The sequence below is a fragment of the Myxococcus hansupus genome (assembly GCF_000280925.3).
In the GTDB taxonomy this organism is placed as follows: Bacteria; Myxococcota; Myxococcia; order Myxococcales; family Myxococcaceae; genus Myxococcus; species Myxococcus hansupus.
The window spans coordinates 3971820-3993457 of the sequence record NZ_CP012109.1 but is presented as its reverse complement, the minus strand read 5'-3'; the positions used below and the strand labels follow the sequence as shown (position 1 = coordinate 3993457).

The 21638-nt window shown below is 70.2% G+C and carries 2 protein-coding genes (1 of these 2 only partly in view); both read left to right on the top strand.

Features of this window, described 5'->3' with window-relative positions; translation table 11 throughout:
* Positions 1–53 precede the first annotated feature (53 nt).
* Positions 54–11186 carry a non-ribosomal peptide synthetase gene (locus A176_RS15200; protein WP_049872311.1) on the top strand — a complete coding sequence of 3711 codons (11133 nt, stop codon included), beginning with the start codon at positions 54–56 and terminating at the stop codon, positions 11184–11186.
* On the top strand, positions 11111–21638 hold the 5' portion of the coding sequence (locus A176_RS15195; RefSeq protein ID WP_049872310.1) for a hybrid non-ribosomal peptide synthetase/type I polyketide synthase. Its footprint extends 22097 nt past the window's final position; 10528 of the gene's 32625 nt are visible here — the first part of the coding sequence; it begins with the start codon at positions 11111–11113; its stop codon lies off the right edge, out of view. The genes A176_RS15200 and A176_RS15195 overlap by 76 nt, the downstream gene beginning before the upstream one ends.

Here is a 21638-nt window from a genome sequence, read left to right as displayed (position 1 = left end):
ATTGCCTGCTATGTGTAGCGCCTCGCCCACTTCTGGACTGTTGAGCGCGCTCCATGCACGAGTCACCGCGAACCCTTCTCGAGGTCCTCACTCACCGCGCCTTTGGAGAGGCGGCGCACCGGAAACAGTACGTCTTCCTCGGTGACGCTGAAGGTGAAGAGGGCGCGCTCAGCGCGAGGGCGTTGCATGAACAGGCGGCGCGAATCGGCGCGTTGCTGCAATCCCAGGGAGCGCAGGGGCAGCGTGTGTTGCTGCTCTATCCACCCGGTCTGGATTACGTCGCGGGCTTCTTCGGGTGCCTCTATGCCGGCGCGGTGGCGGTGCCCGCGTATCCCCCGGACCCGATGCGGCTGGAGCGCACCCTGCCCCGCCTGCGCGCCATCATCGAGGACGCCCAGGCCACGGTGGTGCTCACCACCTCCGGCATCCTGTCGCTGGCGGACTTCGTCTTCGAACAGGCCCCGGACTTCCGGGCGCTGAACTGGCTGGCCACGGATGACCTGCCCGCGGAGGGCGCCGCGTCCTGGCGCGATCCGGGCGTGGGCCCGGATTCGCTGGCCTTCCTGCAATACACCTCCGGCTCCACGGGCACGCCCAAGGGGGTGATGCTCAGCCACGCGAACCTGCTCCACAACCTGGGGCTCATCACGGGCGCCTTCCAGACGGGGCCCGCGAGCTCCGGCGTCATTTGGCTGCCGCCGTACCATGACATGGGGCTCATCGGCGGCATCCTCCAGCCGCTGTTCACCGGCTTCCCGGTGACGCTCATGTCGCCCATGTCCTTCCTCCAGCGGCCCATGCGCTGGCTGGAGGCCGTGTCGCGGTACCGGGCCACCGTCAGCGGCGGGCCCAACTTCGCCTTCGAGCTGTGCGCGCGCCGGGCCACGCCCGAGGACGTCCAGGCGCTCGACCTGAGTTCATGGGACGTGGCCTTCTGTGGCGCGGAGCCGATTCGCGCCGCCACGCTGGACCGCTTCGCGGAGGTGTTCGCACCGAGCGGCTTCCGTCGCGAAGCCTTCTACCCGTGCTACGGCCTGGCCGAGGGCACGCTCATCGTCACCGGTGAGCAGAAGGGCCGCGTGCCGCGCGCGCACGTGCTCGATGCCGCCGCGCTGAGCCGGGGTCAGGCGGTTCATGCCGCCGCTGGGACGGAGGGCGCCCGGACGCATATCGGCTGCGGCACCACGTTGGCGGAGCAGCGCCTGCTCATCGTGGACCCGGAGTCGCGGGTGCCGCGCGCCGCGGGCCAGGTGGGCGAAATCTGGGTGTCGGGCGGGAGCGTCGCGCAGGGGTACTGGCGCAAGCCCGAGGACAGCGAGGCCCTCTTTCACGCCGTCCCCGTGGGCGCGGAGGACGGTCCGAAGTACCTGCGCACCGGGGACCTGGGGCTGCTCCTGGAGGACGGACAGCTCCTCGTCACGGGGCGGCGCAAGGACCTCATCATCCTGCGCGGCCGGAACCTCTATCCGCAGGACGTGGAGAGCGTCGTCGAGCGGGCCCACCGCAAGGTTCGGCCCGGCTGCGTCGCCGCGTTCTCCATCGAGACGCCGGACGGTGAGGCGCTCGCGGTGGTCGCGGAGGTCGCGCGAGATCTGGCCGAAGGTTCGGATGCCTCGGCGCTGGGGGCCGTGGCGGACACGCTCCGGCAGGCCATCGTCGCGGAGTTCCAGGTGCAGCCGCACACGTTGGCGCTCTTGCCGCCGGGCGCGGTGATGAAGACGTCGAGCGGGAAGATTCAGCGCTTCGCCTGCCGGGAGGCGCTGACGTCCGGCACGCTGGCCACGGTGTGGCGGAGCGGGACGGGGGGGAAGTCGGGCCCGGCGGTCTCCCCTGCTCCCGTCATCCAACCGGCGCTCTCCCGGGAGGCCGTGGAAGCGGCGCTGCGTGAGGAACTGGTGGCCGTCCTGGGCAGCGAGGCCGTGGGCCACGACGCGGGGACGCCGTTGACGCTGCTGGGGTTGGACTCGCTGGGCGCGGCGGACCTTCAGGGCCGTTTGGAGAAGCGGCTGGGCGTGCGCGTCTCCATCGCGGCGCTGCTTCAGGACTTGAGCCTGCGGACGCTGGTAGAGACGGTGTCCGCCGAGAGCCCCGGGCGGCGGTTGCCCGCGCTTCAGCGCCGGCCGGACGGTGCGGGCCTGGCCACCGCGTCATTCGCGCAGCAGCGGCTGTGGTTCCTCCTTCAGTTGGACCCGGCGTGGACGTCGAACCAGCTCCCTGTGGGGTTGTCGCTGCGTGGCGCGATCGACGTGTCCGCGCTGGAACGGGCGCTGTCGGAGGTGCTGCGCCGCCATGACGCCCTTCGCACCACCTTCGTGTCGCGCGATGGCGAGCTGCTGCAACGGGTGTCGCCCCCGGCCCCCGTGTCCCTGCCGTGCCTGGACTTCAACGGGCTGACGGGTGAGGCGCGGCAGGCCACGCTCGAAGCGCAAGCCGTGCTGGATGCGCGGCGGCCCATGGACCTGGAGTCGGGGCCGCTGGTCCGGTGCTCCCTGCTGCGCTTCGGGCCGGAGGAGCACGTCCTGCTGGCCGTCATGCACCACCTGGTGGTGGATGGCACGTCCGTGGCGCTGTTCGTCCGGGAGCTGGCCGCGCTGTATGGCGCGTTCACGGAAGGCACGCCGTCACCGCTCCCCGAGCCCGCGTTCCAGTACGGAGACTTCGCCGCCTGGCAGCGCGCCCACTTCACGCCCCAGGCCCTCTCGACAGAGCTCACGTGGTGGCGGGAGACGCTCGCCGGTGCGCCACAGTTGCTGGCGCTGCCCACCGACAGGCCTCGGCCTCAGCGACTCTCCGTGCATGGGGCGCGCAGGGTTCGGCTGTTGCCTGCGTCGCTGGTGGCGAGGTTGCACGCCTTGGGACGGCGTGAGGGCGCCACGCCTTTCATGGGCGTGCTGTCCGCGCTGTCCACGGTGCTGCACCGGTGGAGCGGTCAGTCCGACTTCGTCGTTGGAACGGTCATCGCGGGACGCGACGCCGCGGGGACTCGCGAGTTGATGGGTGACTGCACCAACTTCGTTCCGTTGCGCGTGCGCCTGCCTCGAGGGGCGACCGTGACGGACGTGCTCGCGGAGGTGAAGTCTCGCACGCTGGGCGCGTTGGCCCACGGGCATGTGCCCTTCGAGCAGGTGCTCGCGGCCGTGCAGCAACCCGGCGCGGAGCGGCGCGAACTGTACAACGTGGGCTTCATCCTCGACGACTACGCGTGGCCCCGGGGGCTGTCCGCTCGTGGAGCGCTGACGCTCGACGTGTCGCTGGTGGACAACCACACCGCGGAGTTGGACATGACCTTCGAGGCGACGCATCGCCCCGAGGGCTTGCTCATCGGCTGCAAGTACTCCGCGGACCTCTTCGACGCGGAGACTGCGGATCGGCTGCTCGCCCAGCTTGAGCGAATGGTTCGCGGCATGGTGGAGGCGCCCGGAGCGCTCCTGTCCGAGCTGCCGATGATGACAGCCGAGGACCGCCATCAGGTGCTGGAGGCGTTCCAGGGACGGCGTGAGGAGTACCCGGCCGGGGAGACGCTGCACGGGCTGGTGGAGGCACAGGTCGAGCGGACGCCGGATGCGGTGGCGGTGACGTTCGAGTCGGAGCACGTGACGTACCGGGAGCTGGAGGCCCGGGCGAACCAGGTGGCGCACCAGCTCCGTGGGATGGGGGTCGGCGTCGAGTCGCTGGTGGGCGTGTGCCTGGAGCGCTCGGTGGACATGGTGGTGGCGCTGCTGGGCGTGTTGAAGGCGGGAGCGGCGTACGTGCCGTTGGATCCGGCGTACCCGCGAGAGCGGCTCACGGGGATGTTGGAGGACAGCGGCGCGACGGTGCTGCTGACGCATGAGCGGCACCAGGGCGTGTTGGCTGCGTCCCTGGCGCAGGTGGTGCTGCTGGACGCACAGCGGGACGAGGTGTCGCGACTCCCAGTGACGCGGCCGTCCGTGGCGCAGGCGGGCCCGGAGGCACTGGCGTACGTCATCTTCACGTCGGGCAGCACGGGCCGCCCCAAGGGCGCGATGAATGCGCACGGAGCCATCGCCAACCGGCTGAGGTGGATGCAGCAGGAGTACGGGTTGGGCGGCGAGGACGTGGTGCTGCAGAAGACGCCCTTCAGCTTCGACGTGTCGGTGTGGGAGTTCTTCTGGCCGCTGTCGGTGGGCGCGAGGCTGGTGGTGGCCCGTCCCGGAGGCCACCAGGAGCCGGCGTACCTGGCGAAGGTGGTGAAGGAGGAGCGCGTCAGCACGCTGCACTTCGTGCCCTCCATGCTGCGCGCCTTCCTGGAGGAGCCCGGGCTGGAGGGACTGGGCGCCCTGCGCCGGGTGGTGTGCAGCGGCGAGGCGCTGGACGCGGAGTTGGTGAAGAAGGCGTACGCACGGCTGCCGGAGGCGGTGGAGGTCCACAACCTCTACGGACCGACGGAAGCGGCGGTGGACGTCAGTTACTGGCCCTGCCCCCGTGACGCCCAGTTGGCGCGGATTCCCATCGGCAGGCCGGTGGCGAACACGGTGCTGTACGTGCTGGACGGGCACGGGCAGCCGACGCCGGTGGGCATTCCGGGCGAGCTGCACATCGGCGGCGTGCAGGTGGGCCGCGGTTACCGGCAGCGTCCTGAGCTGACAGCGGAGCGCTTCATTCCGGACGCCTTCAGCGGCACGCCGGGTGCGCGCCTGTACCGCACCGGAGACGTGGCGCGGTGGTTGCCGGACGGAAAGTTGGAGTACCTGGGCCGAGCGGACTTCCAGGTGAAGCTGCGCGGCTTCCGCATCGAGCTGGGTGAAGTCGAGGCGGCGCTGCACACGCACCGTGCCGTTCGTGAATCGGTCGTGATGGCGCGGGAGGACTCGCCTGGAGATACGCGCCTCGTGGCGTATGTCGTCCTCGACGAAAAGGCGCCGGTGGAGGCCGGGGATCCGTCCTCGCAATGGAAGGCCATCTACGACGAGGCCTACGCCCGCGATGCCTCGGAGGACGTGGACCCGACGTTCGACATCATCGGCTGGGACGACAGCTACACCGGGGCGCCGATTCCCGCCGAGCAGATGCGCGAGTGGGTGGACACCACCGTTTCGCAGATCCTCGCGCTCCGGCCAAAGCGCGTGCTGGAGTTGGGCTGCGGCACGGGACTGTTGCTGTACCGCCTGGCGCCGCATTGCGAAGCGTACTGGGGCGTCGACTTCGCCCGGCCCGCGTTGGATCGCATCGAGCGTCAGCGGGAGCGGATGGGCGGGGCGCTCGACTCCGTCCACCTGCTGCACCGGAGCGCGGAGGATTTCGCTGGCCTGGAGCCGGGCACGTTCGACACCGTCGTCCTCAACTCGGTCATCCAGACCTTCTCCAGCGTGGACTTCTTGCTCAACGTGCTTCGGGGCGCCGTGGGCGTCCTGAAGCCAGGGGGCCGGGTGTTCCTGGGCGACGTGCGCAGTCTGGAGCTGCTGGAGGCGTTCCGGGCGTCGGTGCGACTGCATCGGACCGCGCCACAGGTCTCCACGTCCCAGCTCGCCTACCGCATCCAGCGCGACATCCTGGCGGACAAGGAGCTGGTCCTCTCCCCTGCCTTCTTCACCACGCTCCCCCAAATCATTCCTGGAATCGCGCGGGTGGAGGTGCTGCCCAAGCACGGTGGCTACGACAACGAACTGAGCCGCTTCCGCTACGAGGTCATCCTCCACGTTGGGACGCCGGACGGGTCGTCGGTTCAGTGGCCGCGCCCCGATTGGGTGGACGGCTCCGGCCTCACCTTGGACACCTTGCGCGAGCGTCTGGCCACACGGCCCGAACAGCTCGCCGTGCGCCAGCTCCCGAACGCGCGCGTGGTGGAGCACACCCGGCTCGTCGAGTTGCTCGCGGCGGCGGTTCGGCCACCCACGGTGGCGGGCCTCCGCGAGGTTCTGCGCGATGACGCTGGAACGCGCGGCGTGGAGCCCGAAGCGCTGTACTCGCTGGGGGCGGAGGCTGGCTACGAGGTGCGCGTGAGCTGGGCTGCCGCGCACCGGGATGGCGCCATGGACGTGGTGTTCGCGCGGCCCGGCACCGCGGCGACTTGGGACCTGACACCGCTGTCCGCGAGCGCGCGCACGTCCCTGGAGGGACTGGCGAGCGACCCGCTACGCGGTGCCCGGAGCGCTCGCGCGGTGGCACAGCTCCGGAATGCGCTGGCGGAGTCGCTGCCCGCGCACATGGTGCCGTCGGCCTTCGTGGTGCTCCCCTCGTTGCCACTGTCGCCCAGCGGCAAGGTGGACCGAGGTGCCCTCCCCGCCCCGGAAGCGGAGCGGCTCGGCGCCGAGGACGGCTTCGTCACGCCTCGGAATCCCACCGAGGAGACCGTGGCCCGTGTCTTCGGGGAGATCCTGGGGCAGGCCCGCGTGGGGGCGAAGGACGACTTCTTCGCGTTGGGTGGGCACTCCCTGCTGGCGACGCAGGTCGTGTCTCGCATCCGCGCGGCCTTCGATGTGGAGCTGAGCCTCCGCGACTTCTTCGATGCGCCCACGGTGTCCTCCCTCGCCGAGCGCTTGGGCGCGGCCAGCGCCCCGAGCCACCTGCCGCCGTTGGCCCCCGCCAAGGTGGAAGGACCGATGCCGCTGTCCTTCGCCCAGCAGCGGCTCTGGTTCCTGGACCAGCTCCAGCCCGGTCAGGCGCTCTATGTCATTCCGGCGGCGCTGCGGCTGTCGGGCACCCTGGACCTCGATGCGTTGCACAGCGCCATGACTGAGCTCGTGCGGCGGCATGCCTCGCTCCGCACGACCTTCCAGGCAGAGGGCGGCGAGGCGCGTCAGGTCATCCATCCGCCGACTGCCGTGTCGCTGGAGGTGGTGGACCTGTCAGGGCTTCAGGGAGAGGCCCAGCGGGAAGCGGAGGCCGTGAAGCGCGCCACCGAAGACGCCCAGCGCCCGTTCGATTTGGCCCGTGGCCCGCTGCTGAGAGTCACGCTGCTGAAGCTGGAGACGTCCGAGCACGTGCTGCTGGTGTGCATGCACCACATCATCTCGGACGGTTGGTCGATGGGCGTGCTGGTGAGGGAGGTGGCCTCGCTCTACGAGTCCTTCTGCGGAGGCAAGCCGGCGCCGCTGCCGGAGCTGCCGGTGCAGTACGCGGACTACGCGGTGTGGCAGCGGGAGTGGATGCAGGGCGAGACGCTGAAGCGGCAGCTCGACTGGTGGCGGCAGCAGTTGGCGGGAGCGCCGCACGCGCTGGAGTTGCCCACGGACAAGCCTCGCCCGGCGGTGTTGAGTCACCACGGTGCCTCCGTCCCGGTGCATCTGCCGTTGGCGTTGAGCGAGGCGGTGGAGGTGCTCGCGCAGCGAGAAGGGGCCACGCCCTTCATGGTGCTGCTGGCGGCGTTCCAAACCGTGCTGGCTCGTCACTCCGGGCAGGAGGACGTGCTGGTGGGCTCGCCCATCGCGGGCCGGCGTCATGCGCAGACGGAGGGCCTGATTGGCTTCTTCGTCAACACGCTGGTGCTGCGCGCGCGGCTGTCGCCGGGGCTGAGCTTCCGCCAGTTGTTGGCGCAAGTGCGCGACACCACCCTGGGCGCCTACGAGCACCAGGACCTGCCCTTTGAGCGGCTGGTGGAGGAACTCCAGCCCGCGCGCGACCTGAGCCGCACGCCGTTGTTCCAGACGCTCTTCACGGTCCAGAACGCTCCCCTGCCGGCGCTTGACCTCCCTGGTCTGACGGCTCGGCCCGCGGAGGTTCAGGACACCGGCGTGGCGTTGTTCGAGCTGAGCCTGGACCTGGCCCGCGCGACGGAAGGGTTCACGGGCACGCTCAACTTCAACACGGACCTGTTTGTCGCCGGCACGGCCCAGCGGCTCTTCGCGCACTTCCAGCAGCTCTTGACCGGCATCGTGGCGCAGCCGGATGCGCGCATCGCCGAGCTGCCGATGATGGCGGCCTCGGAACGACAGCGGTTGCTCGAGGCGTGGCAAGGCCCGATCGAGGCGCTTCCGGACGACGCTCGCATTCACGCCTTGTTCGAGGCTCAGGCCGCTCGAACCCCGGATGCGGTGGCGGTGGTGGATGGGGCCAGGACGGTGACGTACCGGGAGCTGGATGCGCACGCGAACGGGTTGGCCTGGCGTCTGCGCGAAGCAGGCGTGGGCGTGGAGTCGCGCGTCGCGGTGTGCGTGGATCGCTCGGTGGAGCTGCTGGCCGCGCTGCTCGGTGTGCTCAAGGCGGGCGGTGCCTACGTGCCGCTCGATGCGGAGTACCCGGCGGAGCGCCTGGGCTTCATGTTGGAGGACAGCGGTGCCCAGGTCGTCATGGCGCGCGCGGCGCTCCGTGCGCGATTGGGGGATGCACCGGGCCGCGTCTGGCTGGACGTGGATGCTCGGTCCGTGGAGGAAAAGCGCGCGGCCCCTGCTGTCTCGGTGCCCGCGGGTGCCGCGGCGTATGCGCTCTATACGTCGGGCTCGACGGGCCGGCCCAAGGGCGTGGTCGTCGCGCATCAGTCGTTGGTCAACTTCACGCGTTCGGCCTGGACGGCCTTCCCGGTGGAGCCCGGGGACCGGGTGCTCCAGTTCGCTTCCATCAGTTGGGACACCAGCGCGGAGGAAATCTACCCCTGCCTGACACGCGGCGGGACGCTGGTCCTCCGGACGCCGGACATGCTCGACGTCCCCGGCGTGTTCCTCGCGAAGTGCGAGGCGGCAGGCGTGACGCAGCTCAACCTGCCCACGGCGTTCTGGCATGACGTGACGGCGAGCCTCGATGCCGGAACGGCCTGCCTTCCTTCGAACCTGAAGTGGGTGGTCATCGGCGGCGAGCGTGCCGCCGCCGAACGCGTGGCGCAGTGGCGACGGAGCGTGGGCACTCGGGTCCCCTTGCTCAACACCTACGGCCTCACCGAGGTGACGGCCGTGGCCACCGCCGTGGACCTGTCCACCGAGCCCCACGTCGCCACGCGTGAGGTGACCATTGGCCGCGCACTGACGAACGTGCGGCTGTACGTGCTGGACCGTGAACAGGCGCCCGTTCCCGTGGGCGTGCCGGGGGAACTCTTCATCGGCGGCAGTGGCGTGGCGCGCGGCTATCACGGCAGGCCGGAGCTGACGGCGGAGCGCTTTGTGCCCTCCCCCTTCGGCGTAGGCGAGCGCCTGTACCGGACCGGAGACCTGGCTCGGTGGCGGGAAGACGGCTGCCTGGAGTACCTCGGTCGCGGCGATGCACAGGTGAAGGTCCGCGGCATCCGCATCGAGCCAGGGGAAATCGAAGCCGCGCTCCGCGCTCACGCCTCGGTTCACGACGCCGTGGTGATGGCGCGTGAGGACGTGTCCGGCGACACGCGACTGGTGGCCTATGTCGTGCCACGCCCCGAGCGGTCCTCGGCGCTTCCCATGGACGTGGCCGCGCTGCGAGAGCACCTTCGCCGCGACCTGCCCGAGTACATGGTTCCCGCCGCCTTCGTGTCCCTGGAGGCGTTGCCCCTGACGCCCAGTGGCAAGGTGGATCGCCGGGCCTTGCCCGCGCCCGAAGCCTCGGACCTGTCCGGTGGCAAGGATGCGGAGCCCCCCGTCACGCCCACCGAGGCGCGGCTCGTCGAGATCTGGAAGGAGCTGCTGCGCACCCCGGGGGTGGGCCGGCGGGACAACTTCTTCGAGCTGGGTGGGCATTCACTCCTGGCCACGCGAGTCGTCGCCCGTATCCGTGAAGCCTTCGATGTGGAGTTGAGCCTCCGCGCCTTCTTCGAATCGCCCACCGTGGCGGCGCTCGCGGAGCGCCTGCGGGGCGACACCGTGGGGCCTCAGCTTCCGCCCCTGACGCGTGCGCCAAGAGAGGGGTTGGTCCCGCCGTCCTTCGCCCAGCAGCGGCTCTGGTTCCTGGACCAGCTCCAGCCCGGTGGGTCTGAGTACAACATGTCCGCGGCGCTGCGGCTGTCGGGGACCCTGGACCTCGATGCGTTGCACGGCGTCATGACTGAGCTCGTGCGGCGGCATGAGTCGCTTCGAACCACGTTCCGCGATGAGAACGGTGAAGCGCGTCAGGTCATCCATCCACCGACTGCCGTGTCGCTGGAGGTGGTGGACCTGTCGGGGCTTCAGGGAGAAGCCCAGCGGGAAGCGGAGGCCGTGAAGCGCGCCACGGAAGACGCCCAGCGCCCGTTCGATTTGGCCCGTGGCCCGCTGCTGAGAGTCACGCTGCTGAAGCTGGAGACGTCCGAGCACGTGCTGCTGGTGTGCATGCACCACATCATCTCGGACGGCTGGTCGATGGGCGTGCTGGTGCGGGAGGTGGCCTCGCTCTACGAGTCCTTCTGCGGAGGCAAGCCGGCGCCGCTGCCGGAGCTGCCGGTGCAGTACGCGGACTACGCGGTGTGGCAGCGGGAGTGGATGCAGGGCGAGACGCTGAAGCGGCAGCTCGACTGGTGGCGGCAGCGGTTGGCGGGAGCGCCGCATGCGCTGGAGTTGCCCACGGACAAGCCTCGCCCAGCGGTGCTGAGTCACCACGGTGCCTCCGTCCCGGTGCATCTGCCGTTGGCGTTGAGCGAGGCGGTGGAGGCGCTGGCGCAGCGTGAAGGCGCCACGCCGTTCATGGTGCTGTTGGCCGCCTTCCAGTGCGTGCTGGCTCGTCACTCCGGGCAGGAGGACGTGCTGGTGGGCTCGCCCATCGCGGGCCGGCGTCATGCGCAGACGGAGGGCCTGATTGGCTTCTTCGTCAACACGCTGGTGCTGCGCGCGCGGCTGTCGCCGGGGCTGAGCTTCCGCCAGTTGTTGGCGCAAGTGCGCGACACCACCCTGGGCGCCTATGAGCATCAGGACCTGCCCTTTGAGCGGTTGGTGGAGGAACTTCAGCCCGCGCGCGACCTGGGCCGCGGTCCGCTGTTCCAGGTGCTGTTCGCCTTGCAGAACGCTCCGGACAGCGAGCTGTCACTGCCGGAGCTGACCATTCGAACCCTGGAGCCGACCCACGCGGTCACCAAGTTCGAGCTCGAGCTGTCGCTGACGCGGGCGCCGGATGGCTTCCGAGGAGACCTCATCTTCAGCACCGAGCTGTTCGAGCCTGCTCGGGTGGAGCGGCTGATCGCCCACATGGCGCTGGTGCTGGATGCCGCGGTGGCTTCGCCGGACCGCGCTACCTCCACCCTGCCCTTGCACACGGAGCTGGAGCGTCAGCGGTTGCTCGTGGAGTGGAGCGGCGCTGGCGGGCAGCGCCCCCGGCGCACGAGCGGCTGGGGCAGGACGCGCCACGACTCAGCGCCCTGAGCCACTTGCGTTTCGAGCAGCAGGCCGCGAGGACTCCGGAGGCACCCGCCGTGGTGCTGGGCGACGAGGTCCTGACGTACGCCCAGCTCAACACCCGGGCGAATCAGTTGGCCGCGCACCTGCGGACGCTGGGCGTCGGCCCGGAGTCGCGCGTGGCCCTGTGCCTGGATCGCACTCCGGATGCGGTCATCGCGGTCCTGGCGGTGATGAAGGCTGGGGGCGCGTTCGTCCCCGTCGACCCAGCGGCGCCCGCTCAGCGGAAGTCCTTCGTTCTCGAGGACAGCCAGGCTTCCGTGCTGGTGGCGCACCAGCGGCTCGTCGACGACTGGCGGCCCCAGGTTCGGCACCGCGTCCTTCTCGACACGGATGCCTCGCGCTTGGCGGCGTTGTCGGTGCAGGACGTCCCAGGGACTGTCCAGGATGACCATGCGGCCTACGTTCTCTACACCTCGGGCTCCACGGGCACGCCCAAGGGCGTCGTGGTGCAGCATCGCGCACTGGCGACACTGCACCACGCCACGGCCCGGGCCTTCTTCGAAGGACTGCCCTCCGGGCAACGGCTGAGCCTCAACGCGCCCCTCTACTTCGATGTCAGCCTTGGGCAGCTCATCCACCTGGCGGATGGAGGCCACTGCCTGTGCCTGGTTCCGGAGGCGACGCGAAAGGACCCGGAGGCCATGGTGTCGTGGCTGGAGGCCCAGCGCGTGGACGTCCTGGACTGCACGCCCGCGCAACTGACGCTGCTCATCCAGGCGGGCCTTCTCACACGCGCTCACGTGCCCGCGAGGATTGTGTGCGCGGGCGAGGCCATGGATGCCTCGCTCTGGCAGCGGCTGGCGGCGGCATCGGAACGCACGGCTGCGTTCAACGCGTACGGCCCCACCGAGAGCACGGTGTACGCCACCTTCGCTCCAGTGCAGCAGGCCCGAGGGACGGTCCCCGTCATTGGCCAGCCGCTGGCGGGAACGCAGGTGTACGTCCTGGACGAGGACCTGCGCCTGTCTCCCCTGGGCGCGGCGGGAGAGCTGTACCTCGCGGGCGAAGGACTGGCGCGAGGCTACCAGGGCCGGCCGCACCTGACCGCCGAGCGATTCGTGCCCAACCCCTTCGCCAGCACGGCGGGAGCGCGGATGTACCGAACGGGCGACAAGGCCCGTTGGCGCGAGGACGGCACGCTGGAGTACCTGGGCCGGCTGGACTTCCAGGTGAAGCTGCGTGGCTTCCGCATCGAGCTGGGGGAAGTCGAAGCCACCCTGAAGGCACATACCAGCATCCGGGATGCCGTCGCCCTGGTTCGCGAGGACGTGCCCGGAGACAAGCGGCTCGTGGCCTATGTCGTCGAGGCCGCCGAAGCCACCGTCGCGCCGGAGCATCTGCGCCAGCATCTCCAACAGCGGCTGCCCGAGTACATGGTGCCTTCTGCCTTCGTCTCGCTCACGTCCCTGCCGCTGACGCCCAGTGGCAAGGTCGACCGCAAGGCGCTGCCGTCCCCCGACACCTCGCGACTGGCACGCACCACCTCCGCGGAGCCGCCCGCCACGCCGACGGAGGCGCGGCTGGTGGAGGTGTGGAAAGAGGTGCTCCACCTCCCCGTGGTGGGCCGGAACGACAACTTCTTCGAACTGGGCGGTCACTCCCTGTTGGCCACGCAGGTCGTCGCTCGCATCCGCGCGGCGCTCCAAGTGGAGCTGCCGCTCCGCGCGTTCTTCGAGGCCCCCACGGTGGCGGAGCTCGCTGCCCGGCTCGACGGAGACGCGGGCGCCTCGCCCTCCGTGAATGAGCACCCGCTGAAGGCGTTGCCGCGCACCCGTCAAGGCGAAGGCACCTTCGAGGTGACGTTCGCCCAGCGGCGCTTGTGGTTCATGGAGCAGCTCCAGCCGGGACTCGCCGTCAACCACATGCCCGTGGCCCTTCGGCTGACGGGCCCCCTCGACGTGGACCTGCTGCGACGCACCTTCACGGAGGTCGTGCGCCGCCATGAGTCGCTCCGCACCACCTTCGTGGCGAAGGAGGGCCAGCCCGTCCAGCGCATCCACCCGGCGCCGAGCGAGTGGCTTCTGCCTGTCGAGGACCTGAGCACGCTGGACGCGTCCGCGCGCGAAGCCGCCGTCCAGGACCGGATGAACGAGGAGGCGCACCGCGCCTTCCCGCTGGAGACCGGGCCGCTGTTCCGGACCGTGTTGCTGCGCACGGGCCCGGACGTCCACGTCCTGCTGCTGGGCATGCACCACATCGTCTCGGACGGCTGGTCCATGGGCGTGTTGGTGCGTGAGGTCGGCGCGCTGTACGAGGCCCTGGCGCTGGGTCGTGACGCCGCGCTGCCCGCGCTGGAGGTGCAGTACGCCGACTACGCCGAATGGCAGCGGCGCGTGCTCCAGGGGCCGGCGCTGGAGTCCCAGTTGGATTGGTGGCGCTCGCGTCTCGAAGGGGCTCCGCCGCTGGAGCTTCCCACCGATCATGCCCGGCCGCCCATGCGCAGCGCCAAGGGCGCGACGCACTTCTTCACCCTTCCCGCCGAGCTGGTCGCCCGTCTCGAGCACGTCGGCCGGGCGAGCAATGCCACCTTGTACATGGTGCTGATGTCCGGTTGGCAGGCGCTGCTGTCGCGCTACTCCGGCCAGACGGACTTCACCGTGGGCACGTCCGTGGCCGCGCGCGCCCACCGGGAGCTGGAGGGCCTCGTCGGCCTCTTCGTCAATCCGCTCACGTTGCGCTGCCGCCTCGCTGGGGATCCGTCCTTCGCGGACCTCCTCGCCTCCGTTCGCGAGGAAGCCCTGGGCGCCTTCGCTCACCAGGACGTGCCCTTCGAGCAGTTGGTCGATGCCCTGGGCGGAGAACGGGACCTGTCCCGCACGCCGTTGTTCCAGGTGCTCTTCGTGCTGTTGAGCTCGGACCTCCAGGCCCCCGCGCTGCCAGGGGTGGACGTGCAGGTGCTCCCGCACGCGACGGACACGGCCCGGTTCGACTTGACGCTGTCGCTCATGGCGCGTGACGGAGGGCTCGAGGGACAGCTCGAATACAGCCTGGACCTCTTCACGGAGGACACCGCGCGGCGGATGGTCGAGCACCTGCGCGTCCTCCTGACGGCCATTGGAGAAGGCGCCCCGGAGCGGCGGCTCAGCGCGCTGCCGTTGATGGACGCGCGGGAGCGCGAGCAGGTGCTGTCGACCTGGAACGCCACCCAGGTCGCGTACCCGCAGGACGCGACGATTCCGTCCCTGTTCGTGGCGCAAGCCGCACGGACGCCAACGGCGGTGGCCGTGACGCACGAAGACCGCACCCTGACGTACGCGGAACTGGATGCGCGCTCCAATCAGCTCGCGCGGCACCTGCGCTCGCTGGGCATCGGGGCCGAGTCGCGCGTCGGCGTCTTCATGCACCGAGGCGTGGACCTGCTGGTGGGGCTGCTGGGCATTCTCAAGGCGGGCGGTTGCTACGTGCCGCTCGACCCGGCTTACCCGGCGCAGCGACTGGCGTTCATGGCGGATGACGCCGGCGTCTCCGTCGTGCTCACCGAGTCAGCGCTGGAGGACGAACTGCCCGCGGGTTCACAGCTCGTGGTGAGCCTGGACGCGGACTGGGCGCGGATCGCCGTTCAGTCCGACGCTCCCGTCACGGACTCGCAGGTGGGTGCGGAGCAGCTCGCGTACATCACCTATACGTCGGGCTCCACGGGGACGCCGAAGGGCGTGGCCATTCCGCACCGAGGCGTGGTGCGCCTGCTCATCGGTTCGCGCTTCGTGGACCTGGGGCCCGACGAGGTGGTGCTCCAGTTGGCGCCCCTGGCCTTCGATGCGTCCACGTTGGAGCTCTGGGGCGCGCTGCTCCACGGCGCGCGGCTGGTGCTGCATTCCCAGCGGACGCCGGACCTCGCGGAGCTGGGGCAAGCGCTCCAGCGGCACCGCGTCTCCGTGCTCTGGCTGACGGCGGCTCTCTTCGACCAGATGCAGCAGCATCAGCCGGAGGCGCTGGGCCGCGTGCCACAACTGCTCGCTGGCGGCGACGTGCTCCCAGCGGAGCGAGTCCGCGAGCGACTGGCCCAGGGCGTCGGTCTGGTGAATGGCTACGGTCCCACGGAGGGCACCACCTTCAGTGCCTGCCACCGTCTGCGGCCCGGGGACGCGGTGGGGAGCTCGGTCTCCATTGGCCGGCCCATCGCGAACACCCAGGTGTACCTGTTCGACGCCGGGATGCAGCCCGTTCCCGTGGGCGTGCCCGGCGAGGTGTTCATCGGCGGCGACGGTCTGGCGCGAGGCTACCTGGGGAACGCCGCGCTCACCGCCGAGCGCTTCGTGCCCTCCCCGTTCGGCCCTGCTGGCTCCCGGCTGTACCGGTCCGGAGACCGGGCGCGCTGGTTGCCGGATGGAACGCTCCAATTCCTGGGTCGCGCCGACTTCCAGGTGAAGCTGCGCGGCTTCCGCATCGAGTTGGGCGAAGTGGAGGCCGCGCTGCGGCTTCATCCCTCGGTGGAGTCCTCCGTCGCGGTGGTGCGTGAGGACGCGCCCGGGGACAAGCGACTGGTGGCCTACGTCACGCCCGACGACGTGGACACCACGGCGCTGCGCGAACACCTGCGCCAGCGGCTCCCCGAGTACATGGTGCCCTCGGCCCTGGTCCCGTTGGCTTCCCTGCCCCTGTCCTCCAACGGCAAGGTGGACCGGAAGGCGCTGCCGCCGCCGGACCTGTCGTCGGTGGGCGCGGACGATGCGGACGCGGCTTCGCTGCCCTTGCTTCAGCAACAGCTCGCCGCGCTCTTCCGTGAAGTGCTCCGCGTGGAGCGAATCCGCCCGCAGGATGACTTCTTCGAGCTGGGCGGCCACTCGTTGCTGGCCACGCAGTTGGTGACGCGGGTCCGCACGGAGCTGGGCGTGGAGGTCCCGCTGAGGACGCTCTTCGAGGCGCCGACGCTCGCCGGGCTGGCGGAGCGCATTGAAGCGTTGATGCTGCTGTCGTCGCGCGCGTCCATGCCGCCCTTGCTGCGGGTGCCGCGGGGCTCGGAGCTGCCGCTGTCGTTCGCGCAGCAGCGACTGTGGTTCCTCGCGCAGCTCCAGAAGGGCCAGGCCGTCTACAACGTGCCCTTCGCCTTGAAGTTGACCGGCCCGCTGGACGTGGACGTGCTGCGGCGGACCTTCGCGGAGCTGGTCCGTCGGCACGAGGTCCTTCGCACCACGTTCTCCGCGCGCGACGGACTCCCCACGCAGCAGATTCACGCCGCCCCGGAGCAGTGGTCGCTGCCCGTGGAGGACCTGGCACAGTGCGAGGCCCCGGCCCGGGAAGCGCGCCTGCGTCAGCGCGTGGGCGAGGAGGCACACCACGCGTTCGACCTGACCACGGGGCCGTTGCTCCGCACGGTGCTGCTGCGCATGGACGCGGAGGTGCATGTCCTGCTGCTGTGCCTCCATCACATCGTCTCGGATGGCTGGTCCATGGGCGTGCTGATGCGAGAGGTCGCCGCCCTCTACTCGGCGTTCCGTGAGGACCAGGCCTCGCCCTTGCCGCCGCTGCCGGTGCAATACGCGGACTTCGCGGCCTGGCAGCAGGAGTGGGTGCGCAGCGAGGGCATCCAATCGCAGCTCGCGGAGCTGCGTGCCCATCTCCAGGCAGCGCCTGCCTTGGAGGTGCAAGGCGACCTCGGCCGGCCCGCAGTGCGGACGGCTCGCGGGGCGAGCATCTCCTTCTCGCTGCCTCCTGAACTGGCGACGGCGTTGAACACGGTTGCCCGCGAGCAACGCGCCACGCTCTTCATGGTGCTTCTGGCGGCGTACGAGACGCTCCTGTCCCGGTACTCGGGGCAGGACGATTTCTGCGTGGCCAGTCCCATCGCCAACCGGACGCGGACCGAGCTGGAGCCGTTGATCGGCTTCTTCGTCAATACGCTGGTGCTGCGGGCCCGGTTGAACGGCGCGCCGACCTTCGCGGAGTTGGTGGCCCGGGTGCGCGAGGAGTCCCTCGCCGCGTACGTGCGGCAGGACGTGCCCTTCGACCGGTTGGTGGAGGCCATTGGCGGTGAGCGCGGAGGGGGCCGGACGCCGCTCGTCCAGGCGATGTTCATCCTCCAGAACGCGCCCATGCAGGCGCCGTCATGGCCGGGCGTGGAGCTCGAGTTGTTGGACTCTGCGACCGAGACGGCTCGGCTCGACCTCACGCTGTCCATGATGGAGCTTCGCGACGGGAGCCTCGACGGCACGTTGGAGTTCAGCCTGGACCTCTTCACGCCGGAGGCCGCCGAGCGACTGGTCCGCCACTTCCAAACGGTGCTGGAGTCCGTGGTCCTGGACCCGCGTGTACCGCTCCACGAGTTGTCCTTGTTGCCGAACGCCGAGCGGGAGCAGTTGCTGAAGACGTTCCAGGGGCAGCAGGAGGCGTACCCGGCTGGGGAAACGCTGCACGGGCTGGTGGAGGCGCAGGTCGAACGGACGCCGGATGCGGTGGCGGTGACGTTCGAGTCGGAGCACGTGACGTACCGGGAGCTGGAGGCCCGGGCGAACCAGGTGGCGCACCAGCTTCGTGGGATGGGGGTCGGCGTCGAGTCGCTGGTGGGCGTGTGCCTGGAGCGCTCGGTGGACATGGTGGTGGCGCTGCTGGGCGTATTGAAGGCGGGAGCGGCGTACGTGCCGTTGGACCCGGCGTACCCGAGAGAGCGGCTCACGGGGATGTTGGAGGACAGCGGCGCGGCGGTGGTGCTGACGCACCAGCGGCACCGTGACGTGCTGGCGGATGCTCCGGCGCGGGTGGTGCTGCTGGACGCGCAGCGGGACGAGGTGTCCCGTCATCCCGTGACGCGGCCTTCGTTGCCGCGGGTGGGACCGGAGTCGTTGGCGTACGTCATCTTCACGTCGGGGAGCACGGGACGCCCCAAGGGCGCGATGAACGCACACCGTGCCATCGTCAACCGGCTGCGGTGGACGCGGCATGACCCCACGATGGGCCGCGATGACGTGGTGTTGCAGAAGACGCCCTTCAGCTTCGACGTGTCGGTGTGGGAGTTCTTCTGGCCGTTGTCGGTGGGCGCGAGGCTGGTGGTGGCGAAGCCGGGAGGCCACCAGGACCCGACGTACCTGGCGAAGGTGCTGAAGGAGGAGCGTGTCAGCACGGTGTACTTCGTCCCTTCCATGCTGCGCGCGTTCCTGGAGGCGCCTGGGCTGGAAGGGCTGAGTGCCCTGCGCCGATTGATGTGCGTCGGCGAGGCGTTGGACCCGGAGCTGCTGAAGAAGGCGCACGCGCGGCTGCCGGAGACGGTGCGGGTCCACAACTTCTACGGCCCCACGGAAGCGGCGGTGGAAGTCAGCCACTGGTCCTGCCCCCGTGACGAACGGCTGCAGCGCGTCCTCATCGGCAAGCCCATTTCGAATACGGCGCTGTACGTGCTGGACGCGGCCGGGCAACTGGCGCCTGTCGGCATTCCGGGCGAGCTGTACATCGGCGGTGTTCAGGTGGGCCGTGGATACCTGCGGCGTCCGGAGCTGACGGCGGAGCGCTTCATCCCGGACGCCTTCAGCGAGGTCCCGGGCGGACGCCTGTACCGCACCGGTGACGTGGCGCGGTGGCTGTCGGACGGAACGTTGGAGTACCTGGGCCGGACAGACTTCCAGGTGAAGCTGCGCGGCTTCCGCATCGAGCTGGGCGAAATCGAGGCGGTGCTCCGCGCCCACCCCGGAGTGGGCGACGCGGTGGCGGTCGTCCGCGAAGAGACGCAGGGCGATGCGCGACTCATCGCCTACGTGACCGGGAACGCCGAGCTGGACGTGGCCGCCGTGCGCGCCCGGAGCGCGGAGCAGCTCCCCTCCTACATGGTGCCCTCGGCGGTGATGCTCCTGCCGGCCCTGCCCCTGACGGTCAGCGGCAAGGTGGACCGGAAGGCGCTCCCCGCCCCTACCCTTGTTCCCACTGGCGCGGCCCCGGCGCCCGCCGTGAAGGAGCGACTGACGCCGTTCCAGCAACGCGTCGCGGGCATGTTCCGCGAGCTGCTCCGCGTGGAACACGTGGGCCTGCACGACGACTTCTTCGCGCTGGGCGGTCACTCGCTGCTGGCGACGCAGCTCGTCTCGCGGGTGCGCGCGATGTTCGGTGTGGAGCTGGAGCTTCAGGCGCTCTTCGATGCGTCGACGGTTGCGCGAGTCACCGAGCTCGTCGAGGAGGGCATGCTCTTCCGTGCCGCGCCGCCGCAGGGCCCCCAGCTCCGGCCCGTCCCTCGGGACGGAGCGCTGCCGCTGTCCTTCGCCCAGCATCGGCTGTGGGTGTTGGACCAGCTCCAGCCCGGAAGCAGCAACTACAACGTCTCCGGCGCCTTGCGGCTGGAAGGTGTGTTGGACGTGGAGGCCCTGCGTCAGGCGCTGTCCTGGCTGGTCACCCGCCACGAGTCGCTGCGCACCACCTTCGCGTTGAAGGGCGAAGCCCCGGTTCAGGTCATCCAGGGGCCCGCGGCGTGGACGCTTCCGTTGACCTCCCTCACCCACCTGTCCGGACACGACCGGGAGACGGAGGCGCAGCGGTTCGCCTCCGAAGAGGCGGGACGCCCCTTCGACCTGAGCCAGGGGCCGCTGCTGCGCACGCACCTGCTCGAACTGGAGCCGGAGCTTCACGTCCTGGTGCTCGTCATGCACCACATCGTGTCGGACGGCTGGTCCCTGGCCATCATGGTTCGCGAGGTGGCCCAGGCCTACGAGGCCTTCTCCCAGAAGAAGGCGCCGAGGCTGCCGCCGTTGCCGGTCCAGTACGTGGACTTCGCGGTCTGGCAGCGGCAGTGGCTCCAGGGCGACACGTTCGAATCGGAAGTCGCGTGGTGGAAGCAGCAGCTCCAGGGGGCGCCCCAGTTCCTGGACCTGCCCACCGACAAGCCGCGTCCGTCACTCCGCTCGCAGTTCGGTGAGCTTCATCCCATCCATGTGCCGAAGCAGGTCGCGGAGCCCTTCCTCGCGCTCGCACGGCAGGCCGGGGTGACGCCCTTCATGGCGCTGCTCGCCGCGTGGCAGGTGCTGCTGTCCCGGTACAGCCGGCAGGAAGACCTGCTCGTGGGCTCCCCCATCGCGGGGCGCCGTCACGGTGACCTGGAGGGCCTCATCGGCTTCTTCGTCAACACGCTGGTGTTGCGAGCCAAGGTGCGGCCGGGGGACTCGTTCCGCTCCCTGCTCGCGCAGGTTCGGGACACGACGCTGGGGGCCTACGCGCATCAGGAGCTGCCCTTCGAGCGGCTCGTCGAGGCGATGCAACCCCAGCGCGACCTGGGCCGCACGCCGCTGGTCCAGGTCCTCTTCTCGCTCCAGAACGCGCCCACGGAGGCGCTGCGCGCACCGGGCCTGACGCTGCGCCCGGTCGAAGTCGAGAACGCCACCGCGCGGTTCGACCTGGGCCTGGTGCTGACGGAGGGCCCGGATGGCCTTCACGGTGTCATCGAGTACAGCACCGACCTGTACGAGGTCGCGACCGTCCGGAGAATCGCCGGTCACTTCCAGTCGCTCCTCGTCTCGGCGGCCGCCGCTCCCGAGCGCCCACTGGGGACCCTGGACCTGCTCACGCCGTCCGAGCGCGAGCAGGTGCTGGTGACCTGGAACGCCACCACGAAGCCGTACCCGTCCGACGTCTCTGTCGCGGAGATGTTCGCGCGTCACGCCACCTTGCGACCCTCCGCCATCGCGCTGGAGGCGGGCGAGACGGTCCTGACGTACGGGCAGCTCGAGGCCCGAGCCAACCAGCTTGCGCACCTGCTGCGTTCACACGGCGTGGGCCCCGAGGTCCTCGTGGCCGTGTGCCTGGAGCGCAGCCCCGGCTGGGCCGTCACGCTGCTGGCGATCCTCAAGGCCGGAGGCGCCTACGTTCCCCTGGACGCGTCGTTCCCCGCCCAGCGGTTGACCGCGATGTTGGAGGACGCGCCGCCTCGCCTGCTGCTCACGTCGCGTGAACTGCGCGAGAAGCTCCGCCTGCCGGAGCAAGACCTCCAGACGCTGTTCCTGGAGGAACTGGACCTCACGGCCTGGCCCGAGACGGCCTTGGAATCGGGCGCGGGGCCGCGGCAGCTCGCCTACGTCATGTTCACGTCCGGGAGCACCGGGCGTCCCAAGGGTGTGGGCATCGAGCACCGGAGTCTCCTGCGTGTCGTCTACAGCGAGCCCCACGCCGGCATCGGCGTCCGCGAGACGAGTCTCCACCTGTCTCCCACGGCCTTCGACGGCTCCGTCCTGGAGCTCTGGGCACCGCTGCTGAATGGCGGACGGCTGGTGCTCTATCCGGAGGGCGCGCTGCCCAGCGACCTGGACCGCCTGGAACAGGTCGTGGAGCGGCACCGCGTCACGTTCGCCCACTTCTCGACCGGTCTCTTCACCCAGGCCGTGGAGCACCGGCCGTCGCTGCTCCAGAAGCTGAGGACCGTCGAGGTGGCCGGCGATGTGCTGTCCGCGCCGCACACCCGGCGCGCGCTGGCGAACGCCCCGGGCCTCACCGTCATCAACGGTTACG